General features: G+C 33.0%; 23 protein-coding genes. 12 read left to right on the top strand and 11 right to left on the bottom strand.

Annotation, left to right across the window (positions count from 1 at the left end):
* Nucleotides 1–24 precede the first annotated feature (24 nt).
* The 4 genes from fmt to B0A81_RS12600 all read right to left on the bottom strand — a co-directional run bounded on the left by fmt (nt 25) and on the right by B0A81_RS12600 (nt 5,091).
* Entirely contained in the window at nt 25–972 is a 948-nt protein-coding gene (gene fmt, locus B0A81_RS12615) for a methionyl-tRNA formyltransferase (protein WP_089058370.1), read from the bottom strand.
* A complete protein-coding gene (locus tag B0A81_RS12610) occupies nt 972–2,867 on the bottom strand; it encodes a RecQ family ATP-dependent DNA helicase (protein ID WP_089058369.1) in 1,896 nt (631 codons plus the stop codon). The genes fmt and B0A81_RS12610 overlap by 1 nt, the downstream gene beginning before the upstream one ends.
* 64 nt (nt 2,868–2,931) lie before the next feature.
* Complete coding sequence (locus tag B0A81_RS12605) at nt 2,932–3,465, bottom strand: AAA family ATPase (RefSeq protein ID WP_089058368.1); 534 nt, start codon at nt 3,463–3,465, stop codon at nt 2,932–2,934.
* A gap of 714 nt (nt 3,466–4,179) precedes the next feature.
* The gene (locus B0A81_RS12600) at nt 4,180–5,091 is read right to left on the bottom strand and encodes an alpha/beta hydrolase family protein (protein ID WP_089058404.1); all 912 of its coding nucleotides are present in this window, start codon (nt 5,089–5,091) and stop codon (nt 4,180–4,182) included.
* Between the two features lie 278 nt (nt 5,092–5,369).
* On the opposite strand from B0A81_RS12600, the gene B0A81_RS12595 reads away from it, so the two are divergent.
* The 4 genes from B0A81_RS12595 (at nt 5,370) to B0A81_RS12580 (ending at nt 8,718) form a co-directional block, all read left to right on the top strand.
* Nucleotides 5,370–5,666: a DUF493 family protein gene (locus B0A81_RS12595; protein WP_089058367.1), complete on the top strand. Its 297-nt coding sequence runs from the start codon at nt 5,370–5,372 to the stop codon at nt 5,664–5,666.
* Between the two features lie 3 nt (nt 5,667–5,669).
* Complete coding sequence (locus B0A81_RS12590; RefSeq protein ID WP_089058366.1) at nt 5,670–6,389, top strand: DUF4290 domain-containing protein; 720 nt, start codon at nt 5,670–5,672, stop codon at nt 6,387–6,389.
* A gap of 90 nt (nt 6,390–6,479) precedes the next feature.
* Nucleotides 6,480–7,790, top strand: coding sequence for a UDP-N-acetylglucosamine 1-carboxyvinyltransferase (gene murA, locus B0A81_RS12585; RefSeq protein ID WP_089054134.1), 1,311 nt, complete (start codon nt 6,480–6,482; stop codon nt 7,788–7,790).
* Nucleotides 7,791–7,842: 52 nt separating this feature from the next.
* Nucleotides 7,843–8,718, top strand: coding sequence for a cation diffusion facilitator family transporter (locus B0A81_RS12580; protein WP_089058365.1), 876 nt, complete (start codon nt 7,843–7,845; stop codon nt 8,716–8,718).
* A gap of 84 nt (nt 8,719–8,802) precedes the next feature.
* On the opposite strand, the gene B0A81_RS12575 is transcribed toward B0A81_RS12580, so the two are convergent.
* The 3 genes from B0A81_RS12575 to B0A81_RS12565 all read right to left on the bottom strand — a co-directional run bounded on the left by B0A81_RS12575 (nt 8,803) and on the right by B0A81_RS12565 (nt 12,470).
* Nucleotides 8,803–11,292, bottom strand: a complete 2,490-nt coding sequence (locus B0A81_RS12575) for a DUF5686 and carboxypeptidase regulatory-like domain-containing protein (RefSeq protein ID WP_089058364.1) — start codon at nt 11,290–11,292, stop codon at nt 8,803–8,805.
* Between the two features lie 70 nt (nt 11,293–11,362).
* Nucleotides 11,363–11,776, bottom strand: coding sequence for a type II 3-dehydroquinate dehydratase (aroQ, locus tag B0A81_RS12570; protein ID WP_089058363.1), 414 nt, complete (start codon nt 11,774–11,776; stop codon nt 11,363–11,365).
* Nucleotides 11,777–11,909: 133 nt separating this feature from the next.
* Nucleotides 11,910–12,470, bottom strand: coding sequence for a porin family protein (locus B0A81_RS12565; protein ID WP_089058362.1), 561 nt, complete (start codon nt 12,468–12,470; stop codon nt 11,910–11,912).
* A gap of 280 nt (nt 12,471–12,750) precedes the next feature.
* Here B0A81_RS12565 and B0A81_RS12560 point away from each other — a divergent pair, with 280 nt between their 5' ends.
* From B0A81_RS12560 to B0A81_RS12545, 4 genes are all read left to right on the top strand, one after another.
* Entirely contained in the window at nt 12,751–13,305 is a 555-nt protein-coding gene (locus B0A81_RS12560; protein WP_089058361.1) for an outer membrane beta-barrel protein, read from the top strand.
* 209 nt (nt 13,306–13,514) lie between these two features.
* The gene (locus tag B0A81_RS12555) at nt 13,515–14,096 is read left to right on the top strand and encodes a porin family protein (RefSeq protein WP_089058360.1); all 582 of its coding nucleotides are present in this window, start codon (nt 13,515–13,517) and stop codon (nt 14,094–14,096) included.
* Nucleotides 14,097–14,179: 83 nt separating this feature from the next.
* Nucleotides 14,180–15,076, top strand: coding sequence for a site-specific tyrosine recombinase XerD (xerD, locus tag B0A81_RS12550; RefSeq protein ID WP_089058359.1), 897 nt, complete (start codon nt 14,180–14,182; stop codon nt 15,074–15,076).
* Nucleotides 15,077–15,216: 140 nt separating this feature from the next.
* Nucleotides 15,217–16,737, top strand: coding sequence for a sensor histidine kinase (locus B0A81_RS12545; protein ID WP_089058358.1), 1,521 nt, complete (start codon nt 15,217–15,219; stop codon nt 16,735–16,737).
* A gap of 78 nt (nt 16,738–16,815) precedes the next feature.
* On the opposite strand, the gene rny is transcribed toward B0A81_RS12545, so the two are convergent.
* The 3 genes from rny to B0A81_RS12530 all read right to left on the bottom strand — a co-directional run bounded on the left by rny (nt 16,816) and on the right by B0A81_RS12530 (nt 19,175).
* Nucleotides 16,816–18,375 (bottom strand): ribonuclease Y, encoded by a 1,560-nt coding sequence (gene rny, locus B0A81_RS12540; RefSeq protein WP_089054143.1) that lies wholly within the window; start codon nt 18,373–18,375, stop codon nt 16,816–16,818.
* Nucleotides 18,376–18,585: 210 nt separating this feature from the next.
* Nucleotides 18,586–18,879: a cell division protein ZapA gene (locus B0A81_RS12535; RefSeq protein ID WP_089058357.1), complete on the bottom strand. Its 294-nt coding sequence runs from the start codon at nt 18,877–18,879 to the stop codon at nt 18,586–18,588.
* Nucleotides 18,880–18,884: 5 nt separating this feature from the next.
* A complete protein-coding gene (locus B0A81_RS12530; protein WP_089054145.1) occupies nt 18,885–19,175 on the bottom strand; it encodes a hypothetical protein in 291 nt (96 codons plus the stop codon).
* Nucleotides 19,176–19,354: 179 nt separating this feature from the next.
* Between B0A81_RS12530 and B0A81_RS12525 the strand changes: the two genes are divergently transcribed.
* Genes B0A81_RS12525 through B0A81_RS12510 form a run of 4 tightly spaced genes read left to right on the top strand, consistent with a single transcriptional unit; the run spans nt 19,355 to nt 24,927 of the window.
* Complete coding sequence (locus B0A81_RS12525) at nt 19,355–21,049, top strand: M23 family metallopeptidase (protein ID WP_089058356.1); 1,695 nt, start codon at nt 19,355–19,357, stop codon at nt 21,047–21,049.
* A gap of 11 nt (nt 21,050–21,060) precedes the next feature.
* Nucleotides 21,061–23,526 carry a TonB-dependent receptor gene (locus B0A81_RS12520; RefSeq protein WP_089058355.1) on the top strand — a complete coding sequence of 822 codons (2,466 nt, stop codon included), beginning with the start codon at nt 21,061–21,063 and terminating at the stop codon, nt 23,524–23,526.
* Entirely contained in the window at nt 23,523–24,155 is a 633-nt protein-coding gene (locus B0A81_RS12515) for a hypothetical protein (RefSeq protein ID WP_089058354.1), read from the top strand. Before B0A81_RS12520 ends, B0A81_RS12515 begins: the two co-directional genes overlap by 4 nt.
* A gap of 46 nt (nt 24,156–24,201) precedes the next feature.
* A complete protein-coding gene (locus B0A81_RS12510) occupies nt 24,202–24,927 on the top strand; it encodes a CREC-EF hand family protein (protein ID WP_089058353.1) in 726 nt (241 codons plus the stop codon).
* Between the two features lie 206 nt (nt 24,928–25,133).
* On the opposite strand, the gene B0A81_RS12505 is transcribed toward B0A81_RS12510, so the two are convergent.
* A complete protein-coding gene (locus tag B0A81_RS12505; RefSeq protein WP_089058352.1) occupies nt 25,134–25,835 on the bottom strand; it encodes a DUF2971 domain-containing protein in 702 nt (233 codons plus the stop codon).
* Nucleotides 25,836–25,853 lie beyond the last annotated feature (18 nt).

Raw genomic sequence — 25,853 nt, 5'->3', positions numbered from 1 at the left:
GTACAAACCCCTGTTTTACTGATGTTAATAGACCTTTGCGTCATCAGAAAAAGTTATCCCATTTAGTAATTCAGCTACTTGCATTCGCTTTTTTCCAGGTAATTGTAAACTTAAAAGCTGAATGAACCCTTCTTTAATTGCAATTTTGATTTCTTTTTTACTGCTGATCAGACTTCCAATTTCATGAGAATGTGCTTCTACAGCTAGTTTTGCTTCATATATTTTGATGCTTAATTCTTCATTTTTATCCTTCAAAAAACACCATGCAGCAGGATACGGACTTAATCCTCGAATTAAATTATTGATTTCAGTTCCAGATTTTGTCCAGTCAATTTTACAATTCTCCTTATTTAGTTTGTAAGCCGTTTTGATTTCCTCGTTATCTTCCTGAATCGTTGTGGTAACATTTCCGTTTTCAATAACTTTTAAAGTGTCAATTACAGTTTGGCTTCCCAATAACATTAATCGATCGTGTAACTGTCCTGCATTTTCTTCGGGCTCAATGGCGATTTCCGAATTTAAAATCATTGCTCCAGTATCAATCTTATCATCAATAAAGAATGTTGTAACTCCGGTTTTGGTTTCTCCATTAATAATTGCCCAGTTGATAGGTGCAGCTCCTCTATAATTTGGAAGTAAGGAAGCGTGAAGATTAAAAGTTCCTAAACTTGGCATTTCCCAAACTACTTTTGGCAGCATTCTAAAGGCAACTACTATTTGTAAATTGGCATTTAAAGCTTTTAATTCTGCTAAAAAAGTTTCGTCTTTTAAATTTGTTGGCTGTAATAAAGTAAGATTGTTTGCCAATGCATATTCTTTTACCGCCGAATATTTTATTTTTTGTCCGCGGCCGGCTGGTTTATCTGCAGCTGTGATAACGCCCACAACATCGTAATTGTTTTTTATAATAGTATCTAGAATGCCAACAGCAAATTCTGGCGTTCCCATAAATATAATTCGTAATTTTTCCATTATGATTTTAAAGTGTATTTATTGTTCGCTAATATAACGATATGATTGTTTTCTAATAATTCTTGAAGAACAAGTATTATATCTGATGCATCTAGTTTTATCTGGTTTTGAATTTCTCGCGAAGTCAAAGATGCCGTTTTTAATAAAGACAAGATTTTGTCAGCAATCGAATCGGCTTCAGTGATTTTTCCTTTTTGTGTAATGCAATACGAGCAAACGCCGCAATTTGAATTAGTTTCTTCTCCAAAATAATCCAAAACCAATCTGTTTTTGCAGGTTTTGTTTTCCTTTATATAATATAGAACAGATGAAAGCTGCTCTTGTTTAAGCTGATTCTGTTTTTCCAGATACTTAGAAACTCTATTTATGGTCAAATCATCTTCACGAACTTCGTTGAATAATATTGTCGCATCGTTATTTTTAGATTTGTATTCGATAATCTCTTTATCTCTCAGTTTTTCTAAAAGAGAAGTAATCTGTTCTTCCGTATGATTTGATTTTTTTGCAATCAGCGAAAGATTTATCGGCGTTTTCATTTCATGAACTCCAGGATAAGTTCTTAAAATCGCTAAAATAATTTCTTCGTCTTTCTGATTTAAACTTGTATATCGAATAACTTCTTTGGATTCAATTAAAAACTGCATTGTAACCTTCTCTGAAAATTCCTGAGACATTGTAATGATTCCCTGTTGGTTTAAAAACTGTAAAGCATTATAAGTTTTTAAAGTAGGGAAGTCGTATTTGTTGCAAAAATGATTCAATTTAAAAGAGAAAGTATCGTCTAAACCTTCGCCGTATGCTATTTGAAAATAGTTACACAGTTTGACATACATCGTTTTTAGGAATTTTTTATCAGGCAGAATACTTAAAAACTGTTGTTCAGTCTGGTTTGCATCTGAGTTATTGTATAATAAAACCGAAAAGGCTTTTTCGCCATTTCGTCCCGCTCTTCCTGATTCCTGATAATAATTTTCTAGATTTTCAGGCAATTGCGTATGAATGACCGTTTTTACATTGTCCTTGTCAATTCCCATTCCAAACGCATTTGTAGCAACAATAACCTGCGCTTGTTCCGACATCCACGACTGCATATTTTTGTCTTTTTCTTTTGCCGAAAGTCCTCCGTGATAGTAAGTAGCTCTAAAACCAAGCGATTGTAATTGTGTTGAAATGTTTAAGCATGATTTTCTATTTCGTACATATATAATAGAAGGCTGCGGGTTTTTCTTTAAAATTTGTTCGACACGATACAGTTTGTCTTCAACTTCAAAAACCATGTATGCGATATTCTTTCTTTCAAAAGACTGTTGAAATAGTTTAGTGTCTTTTAAACCTAATTCAGTTTTAATATCTTCAACAACTCTTGGCGTTGCAGTTGCAGTCAAGGCCAAAAAAGGAATCTTAGGAAAGTGTTTTTTAAGTTCCGAAATTTTTAAATAAGCCGGTCTAAAGTCGTGTCCCCATTGCGAAACACAATGCGCTTCGTCAATGGCAATAAAACTTATAGGAAGATTTTTGATGCGCTCTAATATCCAGTCTGATTGTAAACGCTCCGGCGAAAGATAAAGAAATTTGTAATTTCCGTATTGACAATTGTCTAAAAGATCAATGATTTCTTCCGTATGAATTCCGCCAGTAAGAGCAATTGCTTTGATTTCTCTTTTTTGCAGATTCGCTACTTGATCTTTCATCAAAGCAATCAATGGTGAAATAACCAAGCAGATTCCTTCGCGCATCATAGTTGGAACCTGAAAACAAATCGATTTTCCGCCTCCTGTTGGCAGCAGTGCAAAAGTATCATGACCTTCTAAAACCGAATCAATAATTTCTTTTTGAAGAGGTCTGAAACTTTCGTGTTTCCAGTATTTTAAAAGAATATCTTGTGCTTCCTGCATGGCCAAAGTATTAAAGTTAAAAATTTAGAAATCAGTTTCTAGTTTTGCAACTTTAAACTCGCCGCTAAATTTTATCTAATATATAAAGAATTCTGTTTTCAACCGTATCTTTAGGAACTTCAATTAAATCATATCCGTATTTTTTATACGTTTCAATTAAATGTTTCTGAATTGTTATTGCTTGTTCGAAATTCTCATAACGCTCAGTGTCGCTCTGATAAATTTCTTCCCAAGGCGGTAAAATAAAAGTTTTAGAATATTTGTAATCTTCACAAGCTTTTGCAAAATGTTCAGGATATTCATCGCCAATATAGTCCATGTAGGCTGTAACATCAGGGATTCCGCGATCAATAAAAACTACAGTATCGGGCTCCTTTTTTGCATTTTCGTATTGTTTAACACGCCCTTCCAAGAGCATTTCGCTGAATAATAAAGGTTGTTCTAAGAACAATTGTTCGATACCTCTTTTTTGAGCTTCGAGTGTAACTTCTCTAGAAATTTCAGGGTAACAGCAATAGCCGCGAGCGACTAATTCGTTTATAAGTGTAGATTTTCCTGTACCAGGACCTCCAATAAGGACTATAATTTGTTTTTGCACTATTCTAAAAATAAAGCGCAAATTTACCTAAACTTATTCGTAATTAAAAAGAATATTTACGCGAAGCGAAAGATTTGGCATTTTTGACGGAAATGGTTGGTTGTTCGTGTATTTGTTGATTCGCGAAATATTACGGTAAACTGGACTGAAGTCCAGCTCTACAATATAGTTTGTTCCTGCGGAACTGAATCAAAATAGGTTTGTGTTTTATGAATTTTGCGGTGAACTTGACTGAAGTCCAGCTCTGCAATATAGTTTGTTCCTGCGGAACTGAATCAAAAGAGGTTTGTGTTTTATGAATTTTGCGGTGAACTTGACTGAAGTCCAGCTCTGCAATATAGTTTGTTCCTGCGGAACTGAATCAAAAGAGGTTTGTGTTTTATGAATTTTGAGGTAAACTGGACTGAAGTCCAGCTCTACAATATAGTTTGTTCCTGCGGAACTGAATCAAAAGAGATTTGTGTTTTATGAATTTTGAGGTAAACTTAACTGAAGTCCAGTTCTGCAATATAGTTTGTTCCTGCGGAACTGAATCAAAAGAGGTTTGTGTTTTATGAATTTTGCGGTGAACTGAAGTCCAGCTCTACAATATAGTTTGTTCCTGCGGAACTGAATTAGAGAAAGAGCCAAAGGCTCAACAAATATTGTAGGGCTGGACTTCAGTCCGGTTTAAAGGTGTGTAATATTTTTAATATTTTGGTCTGGTCAAAGTATTTATTCGCAGAATAAATATTTTCCAGTATTCACGTCTTTTTTAGAAGGAACAATCAAATGTGATTCAAATTTCTTTCCTTTCAAAACATCATTTACAAAATCGAGAACATATTGCTGTCCGTCATGAAAAAGATAACCTGAGAATTCATGTCCGCCGCCGCAAAAAGTAATCAGTTCGATGTCTTTATGTAAATCCTGCATATGATTGTAAACCGCGTAAGATCCAAATAAAATCAACCAGCCCGAAGCATTTGTTGGACACGAGCGGTGCGAACCTGCGTTATAAGGAACTGTATCGTCATTGCTTCCGTGTGCCAATAACATCGGAATCGCTTTTTCTTTGGTGATTAAATTAATGTCTTGAATTGCGCCTGAACCTCCAATGAAACCTGCATATCTAAAATTTTCAGGCAAATTACGTTTGTATAAATTCATAAGTTTATAATCCCAAAACGACGCATGAAAACCAATTTCGGCACCAGCACTAATACCAGAAATAAATATTTTTGAAGTATCGAGATTGTATTTATCGGCATTTTCGATTAAGTATGAAGTTGCCTGCCACATATCGCTCACTCCAATTTGAATCGCTTTTATTTTTTCGGTTAAAACACCCTTACACCCAAAATCTTTTCCTTTCATATATAAACTGTATGAAATGCTCGCAACGGCATAGCCATTTTTAGCCATAAACATTCCAAAGTCTTTTTCACTTGTGCGTTCGCCGCCAGAAAATCCGCCTCCAAATGCAAACAGAATTACGGGAATTTTTTCATTTGCTTTTTTCTTTGGCAGATATAAATCTAAATCTAGTTTAAGCGTGTCATTTTGAAAATAAGTTAAGGTTTTGACTTCTTGTGCTTGAATCGAGTTTATTGTAAAAGCGATAAGGAGTAAAAAGAGTTTTTTCATTGTAATTTGTTTTAATCTCGCAATCCCGATAGTTATCGGAAGCAGAGTTGCAAGGTATTCCAAATATAAAGGTTTGTCACGAATTTTGCCAATTTAAATCTTAAAAGAAATCAAAATTTTAGTAAAATTTAATAAAGAAATTTACAGCAGTATAATTAGTGTAAATTCGTGAAATTTGTGGCAAAAAAATAGTTATCTTTTCAATAGAAAAAATCTAAAATCTAAACTCAGAAATCTAAATTCAAAAATCGTATATTTGCGTTTATTTTTAATTACGAATGGAGAACGATAAAGAAAAAAAAACAGCGGAATTTTACGAAAGATTAAAAGTCGAACTTGATAACGCAAACACTTGGCCTGCAGAATATTTGTATAAATTTATTGTGCCAACTCTAGCAGACAATGTGGAGCGTGTTGAAAAAGCTTTTGATGCTATGGGCGCTGTTATTAAAACAACAAAATCTAAAACTGGTAAGTTTACCAGTGTTTCTGTAGATGTTACCATGCACAGTTCTGATGCTGTAATTGTTAAATACAAAGAAGTTTCTACAATAGAAGGTATTGTTTCATTATAACTTATGAACGAAAAATATAAAAAAGAAGTCGCGAATGATGTTGTTTTTAATTTAGAATACAATTCTGAAAGACAACGATTAATTATTCCAGAATATGGTCGTCATTTACAAAAACTGATCGATCAGGCTACTGCAATTGAAGATGATGAAACGCGCAACAAAGCTGCGAAATATATCATTCAGGTTATGGGAAGCTTAAATCCTCATTTGCGTGATGTGCCGGATTTTCAGCATAAATTATGGGATCAGCTGTTTATTATGTCTGATTTTAAATTGAATGTAGAATCTCCGTATCCAATTCCATCAAGAGATGTATTGCAGTTAAAACCAGATGTTTTACAATATCCGCAAAACTTTCCTAAATACAGATTTTATGGAAACAACATCAAATATATGATTGATGTTGCCAATAAATGGGAGGAAGGCGAAATGAAAAATGCATTGGTTATGGTAATTGCCAACCACATGAAAAAATCATTTTTGAGCTGGAACAAAGACACTGTAAAAGATGATGTGATTTTTGAGCATTTGTATGAATTGTCGGGAGGGAAAATAAACCTGCTTCACAGTACAGAAGAATTGTTGAACACCACAGATTTGATGCGTACTAATAAACGTGTTTCAAATAAGATTACACCAGCCGGACAACCAAAAATTCAAAACAACAAAAACAATAAAGGAGGTAAACAAAAGACCTTTCAAAAAAATAATAATCAGAAATAAAAAAAGGGCTGAGATGCTAAGGGACTAAGTTGCTAAGATTTTACCTTAGAACCTGAGAATCTAAGAACCTTTGGACCTTAAAAAAAATCTATGGGAATTTTTAAAATCGAAGGAGGAACTCCTTTAAAAGGAGAAATCACTCCACAAGGAGCAAAGAATGAGGCGTTACAAATTTTATGTGCCGTGCTTCTAACAGGAGAGAAAGTAAAAATTAATAATATTCCTGATATTATAGATATCAATAAATTAATCACATTGTTGGGTAATTTAGGGGTGAAAATTCAACGTAACGAACCAGGATCAATCACTTTTCAAGCAGATGAGGTTAATGTTGGATATTTAGAAACTGAAGCTTTCAAAAAAGAAGGCGGAGCTTTACGTGGTTCTATTATGATTGTTGGGCCTCTTTTGGCTCGTTTCGGAAAAGGATATATTCCTAAACCGGGAGGAGATAAAATTGGGCGTCGTAGATTAGATACACACTTTGAAGGGTTTATCAATCTTGGAGCAAAATTTAGATATAACAGAGAAGATCATTTTTACGGAGTAGAAGCTCCAGAAGGTCTTACTGGAACAGATATGTTATTGGACGAAGCGTCTGTAACAGGAACTGCAAATATAGTAATGGCTGCAGTTTTAGCTAAAGGAACAACTACAGTTTACAACGCAGCATGCGAACCATATTTACAGCAATTGTGTAAAATGTTGAATTCGATGGGAGCTAAGATTACTGGAGTTGGATCTAATTTATTGACTATCGAAGGTGTTGAAAGCCTTGGCGGATGCGAGCATAGAATTTTGCCTGATATGATCGAAATTGGTTCTTGGATTGGTCTTGCGGCTATGACAAAAAGCGAAATCACGATTAAAAATGTAAGCTGGGAAAATTTAGGTTTGATTCCAAATACATTCAGAAAACTTGGAATTACAATTGAAAAACGCAACGACGATATTTATATTCCTGCTCACAAAGATGGATATGAAGTAAAAACGGATATCGACGGTTCAATCCTAACAATTGCTGATGCGCCTTGGCCAGGATTTACACCAGACTTGTTAAGTATCGTTTTAGTTGTGGCAACACAAGCAAAAGGAGACGTTTTAATTCATCAAAAAATGTTCGAAAGCCGTTTGTTTTTCGTAGATAAATTAATCGATATGGGAGCAAAAATTATGTTATGTGATCCGCACAGAGCTGTGGTTATGGGACATAATTTTGAATCTCAATTAAAAGCAACAACAATGTCGTCTCCTGATATTCGTGCAGGAATTTCATTGTTGATAGCAGCTCTTTCTGCAAAAGGAACAAGTACAATTCAAAATATTGAACAAATTGATCGCGGATACGAGCGTATCGATGAGCGTTTGAGAGCAATTGGAGCAAAAATTGTGAGAGCGTAAGAAAATATTCGCCGTGAATTTATGTAATTCGCGGTGAAAAAAAATAGTCTAAATGACAAATGAACAAAAAGCTGTAAAAGCTACTATCTTTAGTATAGTTGGAAATACCTGCCTGGCCCTTATAAAAGGTCTCGCAGGTTTTTTTGGCAATTCATATGCCTTGATTGCAGATGCGATCGAATCGACAACGGATATATTCTCGTCTTGTCTGGTTTTATTCGGAATAAAGTATTCTAATAAACCTGCAGATGAAAATCATCCATATGGTCATGGTCGTGCCGAACCTTTAATTACATTTTTGGTTGTTGGATTTTTAATTACATCAGCAACTATTATTGGTTACGAAAGTATTGCTAATATTCAAACACCGCACGATTTGCCTAAATCATGGACATTGTATGTTTTGGGAGCAATTATTGTTTGGAAAGAATATTCGTTTCGATTAGTAATGAAACGCAGTAAACAAACAAATAGTTCTGCTTTAGCGGCAGATGCTTGGCATCATCGCAGTGACGCTATAACTTCTGTAGCCGCATTTGTTGGGATTTCGATTGCCCTGTTTATGGGAAAAGGCTACGAATCTGCAGATGATTGGGCAGCACTTTTTGCTGCATTTTTTATACTTTATAACAGTTATAAAATTTTTAGACCAGCATTAGGCGAAATCATGGATGAGAATCTAAATGATGATTTGGTAGAAGAAATCAGAATAAAATCATTAACCGTTGTTGGAATCTTAGGAACCGAAAAATGCTTTATTCGTAAAGCCGGAATGAAATATCACGTCGATCTTCATGCCATAGTATCAGCAAAAATATCAGTTAAAGAAGGTCACGATTTATCCCATAAATTACAAGATACCTTAAAAGAAAAAATTCCTCAATTAGGAAATGTTCTGATTCATATCGAACCAGATGATTATCACTGATTTCTGAGATTGAAAGGGACTAAGGTTCTAAGGTGCTGAGAAAAAAACTTAGCATCTTAGAACCTTAGTATCTTAGGAACTCTTTTAATCTAACACATTCAAAATCTTCAGCCCGAAAACAACTCCATTTTGCTGAATTCCTCCTTGATAGGAATGTACATAGTCTACTCTGAATATTTTGAATTTTCCGAAACCTAGATTATCCAAACCAACGGTAAATTCAGTATAAGGTTTTCTGTCAGGAATTGCCAGTGAATGAAATCCTAGATTCATAGTTGATTTTAATAAATTAATCAACGGAATTTTATTGGTTATAAAACCCATATCATTGTGCTCTAAGTGCATTTCAAAATAACTGTCATTTGTACTGTTAGTGTAGTATGGCATTAAATTAAAAACATTCAAATAACGGTCGCTGGTTCCAATGTGCGTTTGGTTTCCGTTAAAATGTCTGTAATCTATAAAGGAGATGTTTTCGGCATTGAAAAATTTACCTGCTCTAAAGTTCATTCCTAAAACGCCTTTATTGTTTAAAGAAAGATCATATTGAACAGAAGCGCCGATTCTTTCAAATTCATACTTCTTCTCGCTTGCAGCAAATGCTTTTTCAAAAGCTAAAAATACAGTAGGATATTTTTCGTTTTTAAAGTTATATCGTCCGTCAGGTCTCGAAATGTATTTGTTTCCAAAGTTAATACGTGCAGTCAAAGCTGTTTTAAACAAATGATGCTGATCAAATGCCGGCGTTATAAAATCGTTTGGCGCCAGTGGATTATTTGACGTATAAATATCATCTCTTTTAAAGAAAGAATAATCAGTAGTATTAAAAAGAGGTTTTCGCTGTTCGTAGCCAATCTTAGCATTTAAATTTATTCCATTTGCAATATCCTGTCCATAATTAATTTGTGCAAATTCTAAGTTGTACAATTTCATATAATTGTCTTTGAAAAACAAGGAACTTATTGAATTGACAAAATTACTGATAGGTTCAGCACTATTAAATTGAGCAGTTTTTGTTCCTGCGGAAGCCCAGATTGTCGCATGGTTTATGTTGTTAAAGCGATGGCTGAATTGACCTGTAACACGAAAACGTTCATCAGAAAAGCCATAATTAAAAGTGGTGCTTATCGATGTATTCTTCCCCGTTTCTTCATTCCATTTTTTAAATGAAAAACCAGAATCTAGATTAAAACCTTGAACAGTATTAAAACTTAAAGAACTTAGGTTCAATAAGCCTTTATACTCAAACGAGTGTTTTTTGAAAGTGTTTTTATAGTCATAACCCATTATTACATCCCAGATTTTAAACTTATTGTTTTTAGCATCTACAGAATCAGTATATTTTTGAGACTTTCTGATGGTTTGTAAACTGTCTTTTTTAATATAATCATTACTTTCTTCAATCGTCAAAGGAATTGGACGTATTTGATTCCAAAAAGCATCATCTTTTTTATTCGCATCAGCTTCAAATGCTACAATTTCATTTCCAAAAGTTTTCTTTTCAAAAGAAGCTGGAAATTCATAATTCGAATAAACATAATTGAATTTTCCAGAGAACTTTACGCCAAAAGCACCGGCATTAAAAGAAAGAGTTTGCGCGTTTTTTGACCAGATTTTATTTTTGACATTATAACTGAAACTCTGTTTTAGATTCATTACGTCGGTGAATTCATTTTTCATTCTGTAGCCTTTTATGTCTAAGTCTACAGCATAAATCGCAAAACTATCATCAACTATATATATGTAGCCTTCAAAAACGGGTTCTTTATCACGTTTTGGTGTTACCTTTATTTTGTTAATCTGTTGATTGTTATCGTCAAAAAAAGTTCCTTCAAGTTTGTATTTGTAGTAATTGAAAGCATTATCGGCGATAGGAGAGATAAGATTAATATTGAATTCTAATGTGTTATCATAGAAATCATAAGTAGATAAAGTTGCTGTGTTATAACTGAATCCGTTATTATTTCCTGAAATTTTAGAAGCAATGATTTTCTCTTTTAGTTTTCCAGGTTTCTCAAAAGAAATCTTAGAAATAGTTTCTGATAAATATAAAATACCAGTTCCGGTCGAGTCTAAATTTGAAGCCATTTCGTCACCGATATCGACTTTCATGCCCATTATTTTCTTTGGAAGATCTTTTATTTTAAACATTCCTTTCGAATAGAAATCAGCGGTATAACGAGCCGTTTTATCAGAGTTGCTTTTTTTGTTTGCAATGGCGCTTTTTATAATGGCATTTGCAGGGTTATCTTTTGGATTAATTACAACCTCATTGAGTTCAAAATTTTCTTCGTCGAGTTTTACATCTAAAGTCAACGTTTTAGAATCAGAAGCAACAGTTAGCTTTTGGGTTTTAAAACCTAAATATTGAAAGGTGATTTTGTTTTTACCAATTTCTTTTACATTAAGCTGGTATTTTCCCTGCTCATTTGAAGTGGTACTGGTATAAGTGTTCTCCTCAAAAACAGAAACGAAAGGCAGCGGGTTTCCTTTTAGATCAGTTATTGTCCCTTTGATTTGGGCAAAATTGGAAATTGAAAAAATTAAAAAGGCGAGTACAGTAAAGTTTTTCATGAGAGTGGTTTCTCTCGCAAAAATAGAATAAGTTAAAAATGAGCTTATTAAAAAATTGTTAAAAAAAGACTTACAAGAAAGATTGAATGGCTAACTCGTAACTTTTTAGACCAAAACCTAAAATTACACCTTTTGCATTTCCAGACAAATAAGACTGATGTCTGAAACTTTCGCGAGCATAAGTATTTGAAATATGTACTTCGATTACTGGTGTTGTAACCGCTTTCATCGCATCGCCTAAACCTATAGAAGTGTGAGTATATGCTCCTGCATTTAAAATAATTCCATCAAAAGTAAAACCGCATTCTTGAATTTTACCAATCAATTCACCTTCAATATTGCTTTGGTAATAAGAAAGATCGATACTTGGAAATTTTTGTTTCAACGTTTCAAAATAATCTTCAAAAGTTTGGCTTCCATAAACTTCAGGTTCTCTTTTTCCTAAAAGATTCAAATTGGGTCCGTTGATAATGCAGATTTTCATAAGTAATTTGATTTTAATTATAAGTGATGTAAGCTCATTTTGAATTTTATTGAAAGCACTTCACTAAAGTGTAAAAATAAAAAAACCGTTCTAATTAATAGAACGGTTTTTGTAAAACTATGTGATATTCTTTTTAGAACATGAATCCAGCAGAAAGTTGAACTGTTGAATTTTTTACATCAGCTTTTGTTGAAACTTCTGTTAGTCCTAGTCCGTAACGAGCTTGAACAAAAATACTTTTAGTTACTTTTAAGCCTAATCCAGCATTAACAGCAAAATCAAAAGTTTTTGGGTCTTCAGCATCAAACTCTTTTTTGTTGCTTAATAAGAATGAAGCTTGTGGACCAAGTTCTAAACTAACTGATTTAGTTAGGTAGAATTTTGCCATTACAGGAATAGCTAGGTATCCAAGTTCATTTTTAAATTCTTTAACTGCATTTTTGTATGTAGCACCTTGAGTTGAATATAAAAGCTCTGGTTGAATAGAGAATTTTTCTAGTAATTTAACTTCTGCAACAAGACCAGCATGATAGCTTGTGATACCTTCTTTATCAAAAGCTACACCGTTTAGACTTGCATCTCCAGTTTGGCTTGCAAAGTTAACACCGGCTTTTACTCCAATTTGTAATAATTGTGCTTGAATGGTTGCTGATGTTGCTAAGAACAATACAGCTGCTAAAAGTATTTTTTTCATAAAAATGTTTTTAGGGGTTTTGTGTTTAATTGTTATTTAAAAGTCAAAACTACATTATTTTCAATTTATTGCTTTACATCAAGCTTTATAAAATTATTAAAATTCACACTTTTTTTAGCTTTTTAAGCTGTTTTACACCTGTGTTTTCTTCTAATTATTTGGAAACCAATCATTTGTTTGTAATCTAATTCTGTCTTATTTTGATGTTTTAATGCCTTATTGTGGACGTATTTTAGTAAGTGTAATCTTAATTTTGTATTCCGTAATAAAAAAATAAATTATGAAAAAAGTTATTTTAACTGCTGTTGCAGTATTTGGTTTTGCATTTGCTAATGCACAAACTGGTGGATTTGCTAAAGGAGATGCTTTTATTTCTGGAGCTTTAACTGTAGGTTCTACAAAAACGGGTGATGCTAAAGCTAGCGGATTTGAAATTGAGCCAAAAGTAGGTTATTTTGTATCTGAAAACATTGCTATTGGAGCAAAATTAGGTTTTGGTTCAAATAAGATTGGTGACGATAAAACTAATGCATTTACAGCTGGAGCTTTTGGTAGATATTATTTTACTCCTGCTTCTCAGTTTTCAGTTTTTGGTCAAGCTGGTTTTGATTTTACAAATACTAAAGCAGGGGATTTTAAAACAAATCAAATTGGAACAAATGTAGGATTAGGTTTAAGTTATTTCTTATCAAATCATTTTGCTATCGAAGCAACTTGGGCTGGTTTAGAATATAGTGTAAACAATAATGGAGGTCATGGTGCTGATAAAAGTAACAATTTTGGTTTTGGTACTGACTTAAGAGATGTAAGTTTTGGAGTAATCTATAAATTTTAATTAGTTTCTAAATAAATTATTTCGTTAGTTTAAAAAGCCTTCCTCTTTTGAGGAGGGCTTTTTTGTGGGTTTAATTATTGAGAATATAGTTCAATTGCTTTTAAATAAGTTAGTTAATTTCTTATTACTATTTTTTTTGTTAAATTCCTAATACAGAATTATGAAGAATATTTTTATATTTGATCTGTGTAACGTAAAAATAAATTGTAATGAAAAGAATTATTTTAGCTGCTATAGCAGTAATGACGTTTGGATTTGCTAACGCGCAACAAACAAGATTCGGAGTTAAAGGAGGTCTTAACATTTCAACGGTGGTTGGAGGAGATGTTAATGATACTAAATCCTTAATAGGTTTTCATGTTGGAGGTTTTGCAGAAATTCATGTTGTTGAGAAATTTTTCATTCAACCAGAACTTTTGTATTCTGCTCAGGGTACTAAAGTTGATGGCCCTTTGGGAAGTGATGTCGATCTTAAACTGAATTATTTAAATATTCCTGTATTGGCTAAATACTATTTTGTAGAAAATAAATTTAGTGTTGAAGCAGGTCCGCAACTAGGTATTTTGTTGTCTGCAAAAGGTAATGGTACTGATGTTAAAGATCTTACCAGATCTACAGATTTTGGCTTTAATTTAGGAGCTGGATATAATTTTACTGAAAATCTTTCAGTAGGTATTCGTTATACGATTGGTTTGTCTCCACTTTCTGATAAAGATATCGATAATACAGAGGACTATTATGATAGTGCAAAAAATAGTAACCTTGCGTTGTCTTTAGCTTATAAATTCTAATATCTTAAAACGATATTTTATGTAAAACCTTCCTGAATTTCAGGAAGGTTTTTTTATGCTTAAAAATGTTTTACTTTGTAAATATGAAATGGAATAATTATATAAAAGACTATCAATCGTATTTGCGGATAGAAAGAGGATTGTCTAAAAATACCATCGAGAATTATAGTTTTGATATAGAACGTTTATGTCTCTTTTTGGAAAACAATCAAATCGATGTTTCGCCTTTAAAAATTACTGACGAAACAATTCAGCAATTTATTTATTCCGTATCCAAAGAAGTAAATCCTCGATCTCAATCTAGAATTATTTCTGGTCTGAAAAGCTTTTTTAATTACTTGGTTTTTGAAGATTACAGAAACGATAGCCCTTTAGAGTTAATCGAAAGTCCTAAAACCGGCAGAAAATTACCGGATACATTGTCTGTCGAGGAAATAGACGCATTAATTGCTGCAATAGATTTAAGTAGTAACGAAGGGGAACGAAACCGAGCCATGTTGGAAACTTTATACGGATGCGGACTACGAGTTTCGGAGTTGGTTTCGCTCAAAATATCTGATTTGTTTTTTGATGAAGGTTTTGTAAAGATTACAGGAAAAGGAAATAAAGAACGTTTTGTTCCAATAGGTAAAGTGACTCGGAAATATATAGAGATTTACCAAAATGAAATTCGGGTGCATCTAAATATTAAAAAAGGTTTCGAAGATACTTTGTTTTTAAATCGTAGAGGGAATCAGCTTACTCGTGCTATGATTTTTACTATTATAAAAGACTTGGCTGTAAAAATCAAGTTAAGTAAAACGATTAGTCCGCATACTCTGCGTCATTCTTTTGCGACACATTTATTAGAAAATGGCGCCGATTTAAGGTCGATTCAGTTAATGTTGGGACATGAATCAATTACCACAACTGAAATTTATGTGCATCTTGATCGAAGTTTTTTGAAAGAAGTGATGCATTCTTTTCATCCGAGAAAATAATTTTTTTGTGCTGAGCCCGCATTTTAAACCAAAAATTAATATATTGTATTTGATTTTGTATTAAAAAGAAATTATAAAAAGCGATAATAAAGCTTTGGAATTCGATTTTGAGAAGTAATTATTTACTTAAATGACGGCGTATGGTTTTTGATTTTTTTAATAGTGAAGATTGCTTAGAAGTTAATAATTTTTACAAAAAGCTGCTTGCAGAAGTGCCAGACTTAATTTTTCAGTTTGTAATAGATCAAGATAATCATTACTCATTTCCTCTTGTCAGCAGATCTGTCGATGAAATTTTTGAACTTTCAATAAATAAATTTACAGATGATATTAAGCTGATTATCTACGAAAGAATTTTGCCCCAAGACCGTGATATGTTTTTTCAAACTTTGGTTAAAGCGCGAAAGGAAATTAAGCCTTGGGAGATTGAATTTAGAGCTGTTTTGCCTAAAAAAGGACTTCGCTGGTTTAGAGTTTCGGCTAAAACTGAATTGTCTGAAGGAAGTAAAGTGAGTTTTTTTGGACATGTTTCAGATATAACTGAACTTAAAGATAAAGAAGAGAAACTTCGCATTTCCGAAGAACGTTTTCAGTTTGCACTCGATGCTTCAACGGTTGGTATTTGGGATTGGGATATGGTGACTAATAACGTTTTTTATTCGTCATTATCATTAAAAATTCTAGAATTAGAGTCAAGTGATATTTTTGATGATCCGGAGCGCTGGGATAAAATTGTGCATCCTGATGACCTTCCGAAGTATTATTCTGATATCAAAGAACATTTTGAAAACAAGATACCTTATTACGAAAACTATCATCGCGTAATGACTTCCAGTGGCAATTATAAATGGATTTTAGATCGTGGAAAAGTTATTAAACGTGATGAAAATGGAAAGCCATTGCGTGTTATAGGAACGCATACCGATATATCATTGCAGAAAGAAAAGGAACTTGAACTTTTGAAAACAATGAAATTGTACAGTGATCAAAATAGCCGACTGCTGAATTTTTCGCATATAGTATCGCATAATTTAAATACTCAGGCAGGGAATATTAAATCAATTTTAGATTTTATTGATGCTGATGGTGATAAGGAAACGGTGACCGAAATGCTGGAGCATTTGCGTACGGTTTCTAATGATTTAAATGAAACAATTTCAAATCTAAGTCAGATCGTAAAAACGCAAAGCAATATCAATATCACAGTTGGGCCATTAAAGCTTTTTGAATATATAGAAAAAACTATTTCGACGATTAAAGGGCATAGTAAACAGAAAAAGGTAACGATTATAAATAATGTGCCTGAGTACTTGATAATAAATTTTAATCCTGCTTATCTAGAAAGTGTTTTGTTGAATTTTACAACTAATGCAATAAAGTACGCGCATCCTGATCGAGATCCAGTTATTATTTTTGATTTTGGTTTGGAAACAGATGGTCATAAATCATTGAAGATTACCGATAATGGTTTAGGAATTGATTTGAAGGTATACGGTGATTTGTTATTCGGGATGTATAAAACATTTCATAAACATGAAGAGGCGCGAGGAATAGGTTTGTATATAACCAGAAACCAAATAGAAGCCATGAAAGGGACGGTTTCGGTAGAAAGTGAAGTAGGAGTAGGAACGAGTTTTAAAATCACGTTTAATGATCTTTAAAAGCTTTTACTATTAGATATCAAAATAAAAAAGGCAGTTCGTAAGAACTGCCTTTTTATTTTTATGTATGAGTTGCTGTTATTTTGCAATATTTACAGCTCTTGTTTCTCTAATTACGGTTACTTTAACCTGACCTGGGTAAGTCATTTCAGTTTGAATTTTTTGTGAGATTTCAAATGATAAGTTTGCTGCATTGTCATCAGAAACTTTTTCACTTTCAACGATAACACGAAGTTCTCTACCAGCTTGAATAGCGTAAGCATTTTTTACACCGCTGAATCCGTAAGCTACTTCTTCAAGATCTTTCAAACGCTGAATGTATGAATCTAAAACCTGACGTCTTGCTCCTGGTCTTGCTCCTGATATAGCATCACAAACCTGAACAATTGGCGACAATAATGATTTCATTTCGATCTCGTCGTGGTGCGCACCAATAGCGTTGCATACTTCTTCTTTTTCTCCGTATTTCTCGGCCCATTGCATACCTAATAATGCGTGAGGTAAATCGCTTTCTGTATCTGGAACTTTACCAATATCGTGTAGTAAACCAGCTCTTTTAGCAAGTTTTACATTCAAGCCTAATTCAGCTGCCATGATACCGCAAAGTTTTGAAACTTCTCTTGAGTGTTGTAACAAGTTTTGACCGTAAGATGAACGGTATTTCATTCTACCAACAACTTTAATTAATTCTGGATGTAATCCATGAATTCCTAAGTCGATAACGGTACGTTTACCAACTTCGATAATTTCGTCGTCGATTTGTTTAGCTGTTTTTGCAACAACTTCTTCAATTCTAGCTGGGTGAATACGTCCGTCAGTTACCAATTTATGCAATGACAAACGAGCGATTTCTCTACGAACTGGATCAAAACAAGAAAGGATGATTGCTTCTGGCGTATCGTCAACGATAATTTCAACTCCAGTTGCAGCTTCAAGAGCTCTAATGTTACGACCTTCACGACCAATGATTCTACCTTTTACATCGTCAGATTCGATGTTGAATACAGAAACGCAATTTTCAACTGCTTCTTCAGTTCCAACTCTTTGAATTGTGTTGATGATGATTTTTTTAGCTTCTTGTTGTGCAGTAAGTTTAGCCTCTTCAATTGTGTCTTGAATATGAGACATTGCTTTGCTTTTAGCTTCTGCTTTTAAGCCTTCAACTAATTGTTCTTTCGCTTCTTCTGCAGAAAGTCCAGAAATTACTTCAAGCTGCTGTAATTGACTTTTGTGTAGCTTGTCAACTTCAGCTTGTTTTTTGTCTAAAACTTCAATTTTATTGTTGTATTCAGCTGTTTTAGATTCAAAATCGTCGTTTACTTTTTTAGCTTTTGAAAGCTCGTTAGAAACTTGAGATTCTTTATCACGCACTCTTTTTTCTACTTCAGCAACTTTTTTATCTCTTGCTAAAATAACTTGTTCGTGTTCTGATTTTAATTCGATAAAACGTTCTTTTGCTTGAAGAATTTTATCCTTTTTAATATTTTCGGCTTCTAAATTAGCGTCTTTTAAAATAGAAGCTGCTTCTTTTTTTGCGTTTTTTATTAGGTTTGAAATATTACTTTTCTCGATAAATTTAGCTATTGCAAAACCTGCTGCAATACCTACTATACCAATAATGATCGTTATGATGTCCATGTTTGTTAAGGTTTATATATAAAAAAAGCCTACATTAATTGCTTGAATAAACTCGTAAAGACAAGTTTTGAGCTAACTCACTGTTCAAGTTTCCTCGCAATAAAGCGTGGCATGCTATAGTAGTGATGATTTGCTCATTCTAAATTGTTAGTGTTGAGTTTACCAATTGTGAACTAATGTAGGCAGTATCTTAGTTTCTGTAAAGAACGTTTAGTTTTCGAGATATTGATCTAAAAGCAAATTTAATTTTTTAATTCTTTCAATAGTTTGCTCGCCATCGATTGCGTTATCAATTTGTTTTTGTTCCACTTGCGATGCAAATTGCAGTGCGCACATGGCTAATACATCTTGTTTATCGCGAACTGCGTAACTTTCTTCGAACTGCTTAATCATGGCATCAATTTTTTTTGAAGCACTTCTAAGTCCTTCTTCTTGAGCTGGATCTACCGTTAATGGGTAAACTCGGTCTGCAATTGATATTTTGATTTTAAGCTTTCCGTCCATGTTATCTAATCTGATAGTTGTGCTATACAGTAATCAATTTCGCGAATTAATGAATTTATTTTAAGCTTTGTCTCTCTCTTGTTGTCGTCGCTGCCAAGCAACGAATTGGCTATCTTAAGTGTGTCATACTGCTTCTTCAAAGCTTCAATCTCCTCAGATTGTTTTCGAATAATTTGCGCAGCTTTGGCTAATTCTAATTGTAATACCTGATTATTCTTTTCCAAGCTTTTTGATTTCTCAAACAGCTTTTCAATTTTATATTCAAGAGTATCAATTATTTCGGCAATTACACTCATTATACATCCTATTCATTACTTAATCATACAAAGTTAATATTCCTTTTTATTAATGCAATTTTTTATCGATTTTTTTGCATTAAAAATAGACAAATAAATGAATTTCAATCAATTGTGTTTTTGTGGTTGTATCTTCGGTTTTTCCCTGTTAATTTTTTATCTTAGCAAAAATGTTATTTATGAGATTTTCAGTATTTGCCCTTTTGTGCGGCCACTTTATTTTTGCCCAAACACAATATCCTAAAGATTACTTTCGCCCGCCATTAGATATTCCGATGCAGCTTTCTGGTAACTTTGGCGAGTTAAGACCAAATCATTTTCATGCTGGTTTTGATTTAAAAACCAATCAGAGAGAAGGACTAAATGTGTATGCAATTGCCGATGGTTATGTGTCAAGAATAAAGATTTCGACGTTTGGAAACGGAAAATGTATTTACATTACCCATCCAAATGGGTATACTTCTGTCTATGGTCACTTGCAAACCACTAAAGGAGCAATTCAAGATTATGTAAATAAAACGCATTATGCTGAAAAAGCTTATGAAATTGAAGTATTCCCAAAACCAGGCGATCTTCCGGTTACAAAAGGACAATTAATTGCACTTTCTGGAAATACAGGTTCATCTGAAGGGCCGCATTTGCATTTTGAAATTAGAGATACAAGAACAGAGTTTGTAATTAATCCGATTTTCTTTGGGTTTGATAAAAATATTAAAGATACAAAGAAACCAACTTTGTCTAGTTTGTACGTTTATCCGTTGGATAACGCCTCAGTTAATCAATCAAAACAACCTTTACTGCTTAATATGACGCTTCAAAAAGACGGAACTTATCTTGCAGGAAAAGTAAAGACTAATGGGAAAATTGGTTTTGGAATTAATGCTGTTGATACTGATGATGTTTCTTTTAATAAAAATGGCGTTTTTAATGTTTCGACGTTTTTGAATGGAAATCAAAATTACAATTATCAATTTAATACGTATTCATTTGATGAAATGCGTTACATCAATGCATTTATTGATTATTCTCGATACAAAAAAACAAGTCAGCGTATTCAGAAGCTTTTCATGAAAACACCTTTTGCGTTAAGCATTATAAAAACGGATGCATCTAGAGGAATAATTACAGCAGAACCTAATTTGGCGTCGACTTATAGAATTGAAGTTTCAGATTATTACGGAAATTTAAATTCGATCACAGTTCCAATCGAATATGATTCAGCTGTTCCTTTGGTACCGGCAGAAGCGAGTACATCTAAGTATTTTGTTAAATACAATAAGGATTCTAATTTCGAAAAAGACAATATGTCTGTTTTCTTCCCTGCAGGAACATTTTACGATGATTTTAATTTAAACTTTGATGTTAAAAACAATCGAATTTATATTCATGATGATACAGTTCCTGTGCATTCTAATTTTACTATAACCATCAAGGATAATACTTATTCTGAAGCCTTGCGCGACAAAGTTTTTATTGGAAGAATAAGCGGAGCAAGCAGCAGTTACAATGGAACGGTTAGAAAAGGAGATGTTTACACGGCAAAATCAAAAGTACTAGGACAATATGGTTTAGTATTAGATACTATAAAACCAGTTATTAAAATTACAAAACCGGTTCAGGACAAATGGATCAGCGATCAGAAAAAAATCGAGTTTATTATAAGCGATTCTTCATCAGGAATTAAATCCTATAATGGGTATTTGAACGGAAAATGGGTTTTGTTTGAATATGAAAATAAAAATAAAAAGATTACTCACACTTTTGATCCTCAATTGCTGCTTGAAGGAGCAAATGATTTAAAAATTGAAGTAATTGATAATGTAGGGAATTCTTCTATCTTTGAAACACGTTTCCTTAGAAGTCAACAAAAATAAAACCCAAATAGTTGTATAATAATAGGTTCATATTCGCCTTGTTTTTTCTGTTTTTTACATGTGCTTTGTTTGCTCAAAGCGGACATGTTAAAGGAATTATTGTAGATGATGAAAATAATATTGTTTCAAATGTAAATATTTCCTCAGGTAAAAGCAGTACACAATCCGATGCCAATGGTTTTTTTGAAATTGATGTAGTTTCAAACAAAAAAGTTTCGATAATTTTTACCCATATTTCTTTAAAAATGATAAGCTTAACGGTGAGTTTAAAGCCAAATGAGTTTTTTGTTTTTAATCCGATAATGAGTAATTCTGAAGAACAAATGGGAGAAGTTTTTGTGTCTTCCAAAAATAGAAAACGTGTTCAGGGAATTGCAACAATTGATTTAACAGCAATAAAAAAAGTTCCCGGTGCAAATGCGGGTGTAGAAAATATCTTAAAAACACTTCCGGGTGTAAATTCAAATAATGAACTTAGTACTCAGTATGCAGTTCGAGGCGGTAATTATGATGAGAATTTAGTTTATGTTAACGAAGTTGAAGTTTATCGTCCCTTTTTAATTCGATCAGGACAGCAGGAAGGGTTAAGTTTTACCAATACAGATTTAGTTCAAAATGTTGATTTTTCGGCAGGTGGATTTCAAGCTAAGTTTGGAGATAAATTATCATCAGTTTTAGATATTACTTATAGAAAACCAACTCGGTTTGGCGCTTCTTTAGAAGCCAGTTTTTTAGGCGGAAGTGCTTCTGTTGATGCCGTTTCAAAAAACAAAAAATGGTCAGCAGTGACAGGAGTTCGCTACAGAAATAATAGTTTGCTGGTAAATAGTCAAGATACAAAGACAAATTATACCCCAACTTTTGCAGATCTTCAAACTAATATAAATTACGATATTTCTGAAAAATGGCAAATGAGTTTTCTGGGAAATGTTTCGCAGAATAAATATTTGTATCAGCCCTTAACGAGAGAGACGAAATTTGGAACTATCGATCAGCCAATGGCGCTTAATGTGTATTATGAAGGTCAGGAAAAAGATCAATATGACACTTACTTTGGAGCTTTAAAAACAACTTACAAAGTTTCTCCATCGCTTACGCTAAAATTGATTGGTTCATTATTTCATACTACAGAAAAAGAACATTTTGATATTTTGGCACAGTATCGTTTAGGAAATGCGGCAGCGGAGGATGGAACAAACGTGACAGCAGTTGACTTTACTCGAGGAATTGGATCGCAGTTGAATCATGCTAGAAATGATTTGGATGCTTTAATCGCAAATATTGAAATTAAAGGTTCTAAAGACTGGAAAGAAAGTCAGCTTGAATTTGGGTTGAAATATACAAGAGAATCAATTCGCGATAGAGTTATCGAGTGGGAAGTGATTGATTCGGCTGGATTTTCAGTAAATCCGCCTTTAGTTATGCTGCCAAAAAATAATCAGCCTTACACACCTTATGAAGGTCCGCTTTTACCTTATCAAAACGTTCGAGCAACAAATTTTAATACTATAAATAGATTTTCGGGTTATACACAATGGAATAAACAATCCGAAATTGGTTCCAATCAAATTTGGTTTCATGTTGGCGCTCGTTTTCAAAGCTGGAATGTTTCAGGCGCCGCGGTTGAAGGAAAAAATCAGTTTGTGTTGAGTCCTAGAGTGCAGTTTGCAATAAAACCGGATTGGGATATGGACATGGTTTTCAGAATTTCGGGAGGACTATATCATCAGCCGCCTTTCTATCGAGAACTTCGTGATTTGAATGGAGTCGTGAATCCGAATGTAAAAGCGCAGGAAGCAGTTCATGTCGTTTTGAGCAATGATTACAATTTTAAAATGTGGAATCGCCCTTTTAAGTGGGTTACAGAAGTTTATTATAAGTCACTTTCAGATGTAAATGTGTATTCTATAGACAATGTTCGAATTCGATATGTTGCCAATAATAATGCAAAAGCATATGCGCAAGGTTTAGATTTTAGATTGAATGGAGAATTTGTGCCAGGAACTGAATCTTGGGTTAGTTTTGGATATCTGAAAACCGAAGAAAACTACGAGAACAAAGGTTATATCGCACGTCCGACAGATCAGCGTTTGAAGTTTGCAATGATGTTTCAGGATTATATGCCAAATATTCCAAGTGTAAAAGTGTATCTTAATTTAGTTTATAATACTGGTTTGCCCGGAGGTGCGCCAGCGTATTCTGATCCTTATTTGTATCAAAACAGATTAAATGATTACAGAAGAGCGGATATTGGTTTTGCTAAAGTTTTTGTAGACAGCAGTACTCAGAATGCTAAAACGGGCTGGCTTAAAAATTTTAAAGAGTTGTCTGTTGGGTTAGAGATTTTTAATATTTTCAACAATCAAAATGCTATTACGAATACTTGGGTTCGCGATGTTTATTCTAAAAACCAATATGCGATTCCGAATTTTATGACTTCAAGAGTTTTTAATATAAAACTGAATGCAAGGTTATGATAAGGAAAAGGGAAAATAGAAGAAGGATTTATTATGTTCCCGGAATGATTTCTTTGATTGTTATTCCTTTGCTGTGTTTTTATCATTTTTATAAAGTCGATGCTTTTAAAGAAGAGCGATGTATGGATATTTATATCTGTAATGACTCTATTGGGACAAAGAATGTTATGAGTTATAAAAGGAATTATAAGGTTTTTAATTTTAATAATTCCTTGGATTTAGAAAGAAAAAAGTTAAATAGACTTCGATTTGATTTAAAGGAATTAAATCGTACAAATGATACAATAAATGGAATTCAAGTTTGTTTTGGCACTAAGATGAAATATGAAGTTTATATTGAAATTTTGGATATCTTCTTTGCTGAAAAAGAAACATTGTTTATGCAATATAAGAACAACTTTTTTGTTTTGAGAATACCAAAGCCTAAGAATCAAATAAGTTTGAAAATTGTCCCAATTACATGTGGTTATTTCGAAGCTAATAAAGATTATATCTTGGAACAGGAGAGAAAGAGAAAGTACGAGTATTACTTATCTTTGTATAAACAAAATTGGATTGTATTTTTAGGTTATCTTGGAATTGTGTTTCTCAATATCTTTGCTTTAGTAAAATTCAATAAAAACAGATAATACGATCAAAAATACTATATTTGATATTCTAATATAATTTGCAAGCATGAAAAATTCCTTAAAATATATAGCCTTAATAATCATCGGTACATTAATGAGTTGTAAAGATGAAGTTCAGCAAAAGCCAAAAGTGATTTATGATGGTTCAAATAAAGTTGGAACTGTCGCAAAAAGTGATTCGACACAAATTGAAATTGCAGATTTGCCTATTCAAATGGAAGGAACGAATTATTTAATTCATCCTGTTGGTGATTTAAGGGTTTTTGAAAAGGGTTCAAAAGCGCGTTACGGTTCTTCGAGCGTGAATGATATAAGCTTTACAATTTCTAACTTGGGAGAATATGAAATTACTGGATATCTTCAGAATTTAAAGTTTCAAAAAGTAGATTCAGATTCAATTCGTCCGCTTTCAGATAAACCTGTTTTAATTTTAACTGCCACTTATTTGAAAACGGTTGCAGACAAAACGCAGAATAAAGTGATGGTTTATACTTTAACAGATTCAGATACTAACAAAGATGGTAAAATTGACACAAGTGATATTAAGACTTTGTATTTAAGCGACATCAGCGGAGAAAATTTTACAAAAGTTTCTGCTGACTTGGAAGAATTGGTAGATTGGAATTTGATCGAATCTAAAAACCGTTTGTATTTTAGAACAATCGAAGACACAAACCAAAACGGACAGTTTGATAAAAATGATGTGCTGCATTATAATTATATCGATTTGGGCTCGAAAAAATGGGAAGTTAAAAATTATAAGCCTATTTAAAAGGTTCTGAGGTGCTAAGATACTAAGATTCTGAGGTTTTACAGATTAAAAAATTAAGGTGATTTTTGCGCTTTATAAAATAAAGAAAGGCGTGTAGAAATTTAAAATTTTCTACACGCCTTTCTTATTAAGTCACAATTAGAAAAGTTTTTAATCAGTGACAGGATAAAAACTCAGCGTCTTAGCGCCTTATAACCTTAGCCTCTTTATATTAATATATCACTTTCTAAATCTGATTTTTCGATGTCGAAATCGTGACCTAATTTATGAACCAAATCAATAACCAGTTTTTTGTACCAGTTTTCAGATTTTGGGTGAATGTATATTTTCTCAATAAGATATTTAAGGTCAACATTGATTCGTAAACCATCGTTTATTTTGAGATTGCTTTTGGAAGTATCGGTAATAATTCGGACTTCGCGTTCGTATTGAAAGCTTTTTCTTTTGAATAAAAATGGAAAGAATAAATCGTCAAACGGAATATATTCTTTTTTGTAATCGATGTAATTTACTTCGCCTATATATTGGTCGAAATTGTTCTCTGGTTTCAAAGCTTTCTGTAATCTCCCAATTGTAGACTGAATAGCCAATCCTTCGCTGTTTTGAGTAAAAATCTGCCACATTGCAAACGATTCGTATTCATTTATATGCCAGCTGCTGATCGCTACTTTCTCGCGATGTGTTTTGTAGTAACTTAGGAAATCAGGATTGTCAACTGCAAGCTTTTTTATCTCTTCGTAAGTAGGTTCGCTAAAAGTGCCTTCGTATTGATCTTCAAATTTATCAGAACGTGACATAAATAATTTCTTCGAAAGTAATAAGTCTAGAAATTTAGATAAATCAAGATATTTCCAGACAATCGTATTAGGATCGTCTGGCAGTTTGATATTAGGGTTGTTAATATACATTTTTAAGAAGCGTTAAAA

It is taken from the genome of Flavobacterium plurextorum (assembly GCF_002217395.1).
In the GTDB taxonomy this organism is placed as follows: domain Bacteria; phylum Bacteroidota; class Bacteroidia; order Flavobacteriales; family Flavobacteriaceae; genus Flavobacterium; species Flavobacterium plurextorum.
Note: the sequence above shows the minus strand (reverse complement) of the source record. Positions and strands in the feature narration are given on the sequence as shown.

Bases quoted from the DNA above. Each gene is read 5' to 3' on its own strand.
- fmt (WP_089058370.1), bottom strand. From the start codon at position 972: ATGGAAAAATTACGAATTATATTTATGGGAACGCCAGAATTTGCTGTT.
- B0A81_RS12610 (WP_089058369.1), bottom strand. From the start codon at position 2,867: ATGCAGGAAGCACAAGATATTCTTTTAAAATACTGGAAACACGAAAGT.
- B0A81_RS12600 (WP_089058404.1), bottom strand. From the start codon at position 5,091: ATGAAAAAACTCTTTTTACTCCTTATCGCTTTTACAATAAACTCGATT.
- B0A81_RS12595 (WP_089058367.1), top strand. From the start codon at position 5,370: ATGGAGAACGATAAAGAAAAAAAAACAGCGGAATTTTACGAAAGATTA.
- B0A81_RS12590 (WP_089058366.1), top strand. From the start codon at position 5,670: ATGAACGAAAAATATAAAAAAGAAGTCGCGAATGATGTTGTTTTTAAT.
- murA (WP_089054134.1), top strand. From the start codon at position 6,480: ATGGGAATTTTTAAAATCGAAGGAGGAACTCCTTTAAAAGGAGAAATC.
- B0A81_RS12580 (WP_089058365.1), top strand. From the start codon at position 7,843: ATGACAAATGAACAAAAAGCTGTAAAAGCTACTATCTTTAGTATAGTT.
- B0A81_RS12575 (WP_089058364.1), bottom strand. From the start codon at position 11,292: ATGAAAAACTTTACTGTACTCGCCTTTTTAATTTTTTCAATTTCCAAT.
- aroQ (WP_089058363.1), bottom strand. From the start codon at position 11,776: ATGAAAATCTGCATTATCAACGGACCCAATTTGAATCTTTTAGGAAAA.
- B0A81_RS12565 (WP_089058362.1), bottom strand. From the start codon at position 12,470: ATGAAAAAAATACTTTTAGCAGCTGTATTGTTCTTAGCAACATCAGCA.
- B0A81_RS12560 (WP_089058361.1), top strand. From the start codon at position 12,751: ATGAAAAAAGTTATTTTAACTGCTGTTGCAGTATTTGGTTTTGCATTT.
- B0A81_RS12555 (WP_089058360.1), top strand. From the start codon at position 13,515: ATGAAAAGAATTATTTTAGCTGCTATAGCAGTAATGACGTTTGGATTT.
- xerD (WP_089058359.1), top strand. From the start codon at position 14,180: ATGAAATGGAATAATTATATAAAAGACTATCAATCGTATTTGCGGATA.
- B0A81_RS12545 (WP_089058358.1), top strand. From the start codon at position 15,217: ATGGTTTTTGATTTTTTTAATAGTGAAGATTGCTTAGAAGTTAATAAT.
- rny (WP_089054143.1), bottom strand. From the start codon at position 18,375: ATGGACATCATAACGATCATTATTGGTATAGTAGGTATTGCAGCAGGT.
- B0A81_RS12535 (WP_089058357.1), bottom strand. From the start codon at position 18,879: ATGGACGGAAAGCTTAAAATCAAAATATCAATTGCAGACCGAGTTTAC.
- B0A81_RS12530 (WP_089054145.1), bottom strand. From the start codon at position 19,175: ATGAGTGTAATTGCCGAAATAATTGATACTCTTGAATATAAAATTGAA.
- B0A81_RS12525 (WP_089058356.1), top strand. From the start codon at position 19,355: ATGAGATTTTCAGTATTTGCCCTTTTGTGCGGCCACTTTATTTTTGCC.
- B0A81_RS12515 (WP_089058354.1), top strand. From the start codon at position 23,523: ATGATAAGGAAAAGGGAAAATAGAAGAAGGATTTATTATGTTCCCGGA.
- B0A81_RS12510 (WP_089058353.1), top strand. From the start codon at position 24,202: ATGAAAAATTCCTTAAAATATATAGCCTTAATAATCATCGGTACATTA.
- B0A81_RS12505 (WP_089058352.1), bottom strand. From the start codon at position 25,835: ATGTATATTAACAACCCTAATATCAAACTGCCAGACGATCCTAATACG.